The sequence below is a fragment of the Psychrobacter sp. ENNN9_III genome (assembly GCF_001462175.1).
Lineage (GTDB): Bacteria > Pseudomonadota > Gammaproteobacteria > Pseudomonadales > Moraxellaceae > Psychrobacter.
Window position 1 is genome coordinate 1 of the sequence record NZ_LNUO01000021.1, and the last position, 4,008, is coordinate 4,008.

Annotated in this window: 5 protein-coding genes; 2 read left to right on the top strand and 3 right to left on the bottom strand. The window is 38.3% G+C overall.

The window, feature by feature from the left end; translation table 11 throughout:
- The first annotated feature begins 260 nt into the window (after positions 1 to 260).
- Positions 261 to 704 carry a Panacea domain-containing protein gene (locus PENNN9_RS01230; RefSeq protein WP_058367952.1) on the top strand — a complete coding sequence of 148 codons (444 nt, stop codon included), beginning with the start codon at positions 261 to 263 and terminating at the stop codon, positions 702 to 704.
- On the top strand, positions 688 to 1,839 hold the full coding sequence (locus PENNN9_RS01235; protein ID WP_143505706.1) for a RelA/SpoT domain-containing protein: 1,152 nt from the start codon (positions 688 to 690) through the stop codon (positions 1,837 to 1,839). Before PENNN9_RS01230 ends, PENNN9_RS01235 begins: the two co-directional genes overlap by 17 nt.
- Positions 1,840 to 1,954: 115 nt before the next feature.
- Here the strand turns inward: PENNN9_RS01235 and PENNN9_RS12640 are convergent, their stop codons facing one another.
- From PENNN9_RS12640 to PENNN9_RS01245, 3 genes are all read right to left on the bottom strand, one after another.
- The gene (locus PENNN9_RS12640) at positions 1,955 to 2,125 is read right to left on the bottom strand and encodes a hypothetical protein (RefSeq protein WP_156410051.1); all 171 of its coding nucleotides are present in this window, start codon (positions 2,123 to 2,125) and stop codon (positions 1,955 to 1,957) included.
- A gap of 18 nt (positions 2,126 to 2,143) precedes the next feature.
- Entirely contained in the window at positions 2,144 to 2,887 is a 744-nt protein-coding gene (locus PENNN9_RS01240; RefSeq protein WP_058367954.1) for a type 1 glutamine amidotransferase, read from the bottom strand.
- A gap of 111 nt (positions 2,888 to 2,998) precedes the next feature.
- Entirely contained in the window at positions 2,999 to 3,880 is an 882-nt protein-coding gene (locus PENNN9_RS01245) for an N-acetylmuramoyl-L-alanine amidase (protein ID WP_058367955.1), read from the bottom strand.
- Positions 3,881 to 4,008 lie beyond the last annotated feature (128 nt).

Genomic DNA, 4,008 nt, shown 5'->3' on the forward strand with positions numbered 1-4,008 from the left:
TACTGATTTTCTAATCAAAAATAGTGGTATGGAATTGATTTCAGTTTTAATTGCCCACTTCAAATTGCAATATAGCTTATTTGTTTTAATTGCCCACTTCAAATTGCAATATAGCTTATTTGCGTTTCTAAGATACTTTAGAATATTCTAAGATACTTTAGAATATTGTAATATATTCCTAATTTCATACTTCCTGCTCATCCTTTTCTTTCACAAAATATTATTGACTACCGTTCATTAACTATCATAAGGAGGTTATTATGAAATATTCAGCAATTGCAATTGCAAACGCTTTTATTGAACAAGCTAATAATGGTAAAACTAATAACTTAACCCCTATGAAGTTGCAAAAGCTAATGTTTTTTACTCAATCATGGTACCTAAAATCAAGTAACATACCTCTGTTCGATGGTAATTTCGAACGATGGCAGTATGGTCCTGTTTTACCTGAAATTTATCATGAGTTTAAAAAGTTTGGAGCTAAAAATATTAATGAGTTCGGTTCTGATATGTGGAGCGAACGTCAGAAAGTAAATTCTAGTGATCATCAAGTAATTGATTTCTTAGAAAAAATAATTGATATTTATGGTAATTACAGTGGCACTGAACTATCTTGGATGACACACCAACCAGAAACTGCATGGTCAAGAGGAAAGGTCGGTACGCTCATCAACTTACAAGATATGATTGAAGGTAAAGTTTGATAGTTTTACTATGGTTTTAGATATAAAAACAACTTTCGAGCATGTTGAAGAGAGTGACGTTCATCAAGAAACGCCACTCTCTTTTTCTATTTCTAATAGCGCTGTAACGAAAGCTGGTAAAACTATACGCACTTACATGAATTACTCAGATTCAAGTGGTTCCCATAATATAAGCGAAGAGCAATTTACTAACGCACTGCTGATTCTCAGAAAGTACAGGGAAAACCATACGCCATGCCTCGTAATACTCTCTAACTTATTACAAAAAAAATTAGACAGATTAGATATTTCAAAGGACAGTATTGTTTCTTCTCGCACGAAAAGATTGGAATCAATTTCAATGAAGTTGGTTCGATTTACTACCACTAGATTATCTCAATTGGATGATTTAGTAGGTATTAGAGTTACCTTACCTGATATGAAATCACTTAACAAATTCACTGATGATAAGGTGTTTTGTGAAATAATTAATTCATACTATATTGATAATAATATCAAAATACATGACTATATTTGTGAACCTAAATCTGATGGATATCGTGGAATACATCAAATTTTCAACTGTAAAGTAGAAGACAAAGATTTTAAAATAGAACTGCAAATTCGTACAAAGATACAACATGAATGGGCAACAATTGTAGAAATACTAGGCTCATTGAATGAAGTTTCTTTTAAGACAGGTGAAGGGGAAGAGAGCTATTTACAGTTTCTTAAGCTAACAAGTGTCTTGTTCTCGATAGAAGAGAAAGCTCCTGTCATTTCTAACTACGAAAAGTTAACCCCAGCAGAAGTATGTATTGAGCTAAATAAACTTGAAAAAGAATTGAGAGTTATTGAAAAACTTAAAAGTGTCAACTCTATTAGCTTCTCAGAAGAAAATACAGCAGCCAAATATTACTTAATTCAATTAGACTTAGAGTCTCGTGAAACAAGTATTTTACCTTACTCTGATGAGCAAGAGGCTAATGAAAATTATTTTCGATTAGAAAAAACTTATCAAGATAGTGATAGATTTGATGTTGTTTTAGTATCTGTTGGGGATGTTAATAAAATTAAAGAAGCCTATCCTAATTATTTTCTAGATAGTAACAGCTTTATTGAGAGACTTAATAAGTTATTGATAAAGTATTCATAGACCTCTTGGTTTGCTAGGGTAATTGAATATCAAACATCTTTCCAGTAGATACCTCAGTAGCTTTATTGAAAATATATTTCTATAAAAGCTACTCATCCTCTGAATGTTCATTAGTCTACTTCTGAGCCTCAGCAATCAACTCATGAATCTTAGCACTCTCTCTTAGCACACAAGCCTCATATTCAGAAAGCGGCTCAGACTCCTGTTCTTTTTCCTGCTCTTGTCTGGCTTTTTCTTCTAGATATTTCTGCAGCTCATCCTGTTCGTTATGTTGTGAATCAGTCATAGCTATACTCCTTACTATTTATTTTTCAGCTATCCGATTTAGTATAGCGGATAGCCTTGCGTTATTTGCTTCGATATATTTATCACCCAGCGCGATTATCTCAGCGGGTGATTGTACCGTTTCGGGGTATTCTGTCAGCCCACTTTGAATGGCGTTATTGCCATTAACTATCATTTTAGCAAGGCTCTTTTTGGTGACTTCAAAATGACATTGCCACGCGAGTATCCAAGTGTCTAATTCTACGTGCAATGGTGTTTGATAGACAAAACCTTGATTCGCCCAAGCATCCGTTTCCGCAATGATGCTCGCGCCTGTTGGACAGTCAAAGCCCTCACCGTGCCAGTGAAATACGGTAAAATCCTGTTTGGGTAAATCTTGTAATAAAGGATGCGCCTGACCTGCGGGCGTCAGTCGCATCGGCAACCAACCGATTTCTTTTACCCCAGACGTTTTAACCTCAGCACCCAAACAATGGGCGATAAGCTGCGCCCCTAAGCAAATACCAATGACCGTTTTACCAGTATCGATACTTTGTTTAATCAGGCGTTTTTCCGCGCTTAACCATGGGTATTTTTCCTCATCATGGACGCTCATTGGCCCACCCATTACGACAAGCCAATCAAAGCTGTCTAGCGCAGGTAACGAATCATTATCGTAAGAGCGACTGACATTAATAATATGGTTGTGACTATTCGCCCACTGCGTGATAAAGCTCAAGTCTTCATAATCAGTATGGAATAGAGCATGGATGCGTAGCGTCATAAGATACTTCATTAGCAAGCATTGATTAGCAAATATCAGTTAAAGAACACCTTTTGCCAAGGCTTTAGAATTCAATCTCAATAAAAGTTGCCAAGGCTTTAGAATTCAATCTCAATAAAAGTCATCACGACCAGCATACTTCTGATTGAGTGCGCGTAGTATCGCGTAAGTCTCCAAATCCATCTCGCCCGTTGGTCGCTGCGGGCGAAAACGTAGCTGGAAGGCATAGACTACATCGCGGCTAGACTTGTCCCATTCGTCACTGTCATTAATGCGATAGCCATATTCGCGCAGTTCTTGCTTAATCTCAGGTATCGTCGCCGCGGCAAAGGCGTCTGGATGCATAAAGAATTGCTTATCAAATTCATCATACCAAGCACCAATGCCGTAATCGACATACAGTCGCTCCCAAGGGAACTTGGCACCAGGGTCGATTTTACGCGAGGGTGCCATATCGGCATGGCCGATGATGTTCTTCGGTGAGATGTCATAGCGCTTGGCGATATCTTGCACCAGCTCGGCAACTTTTTTAATCTGTAATTCATCAAACGCCACATAATGCTCATAAGGATGGTAATCCATATTGCCATTTTTTAGCGCGTCTCGATACTCAGGTTTGATGCCAGCATTGACGATCTCGATGCCGATAGAGGTATCGTTGAGTATCGTTCTACCGGCAAAGCCGCTATCACCGGCATGCCATGCGCGCTCAGACTCTGGCACTAAGTTATAAATCTTATCGTCGTCCGTATCCAAAATGAGATAGTGGGCGCTGACTTGTCCTGTGGTCAGGGTTTTGATCGAACGTTCATTATCTGAGACCGTATAGTGCAAGACGATGGTTTTGATACGCTGGCTTTTGCCAGTAGCTTGGTAGGTTTCGCTATCGATGACATAACGCGGCGTCGATGTTGCGACGCAGCCGATTAATGGCAATGTCATGAACGATGTTAATATTGATGCTAGTGCTAAAGAGGTAATATTTTTTGCCATGAAATGCTCTGTATTGAAGAGAGTACTATAGTCAGTTCGAAATAAAATCGATACGCTCATACTAACGTGCAACTGGTATAAATTTTCCTGGCTTGCTGTGTCTACGCTGACAGAGGCTGCGCAAAATT

Coding starts and splice junctions, on each gene's coding strand:
- PENNN9_RS01230 (WP_058367952.1), top strand. CDS start 261: ATGAAATATTCAGCAATTGCAATTGCAAACGCTTTTATTGAACAAGCT.
- PENNN9_RS12640 (WP_156410051.1), bottom strand. CDS start 2,125: ATGACTGATTCACAACATAACGAACAGGATGAGCTGCAGAAATATCTA.
- PENNN9_RS01240 (WP_058367954.1), bottom strand. CDS start 2,887: ATGACGCTACGCATCCATGCTCTATTCCATACTGATTATGAAGACTTG.
- PENNN9_RS01245 (WP_058367955.1), bottom strand. CDS start 3,880: ATGGCAAAAAATATTACCTCTTTAGCACTAGCATCAATATTAACATCG.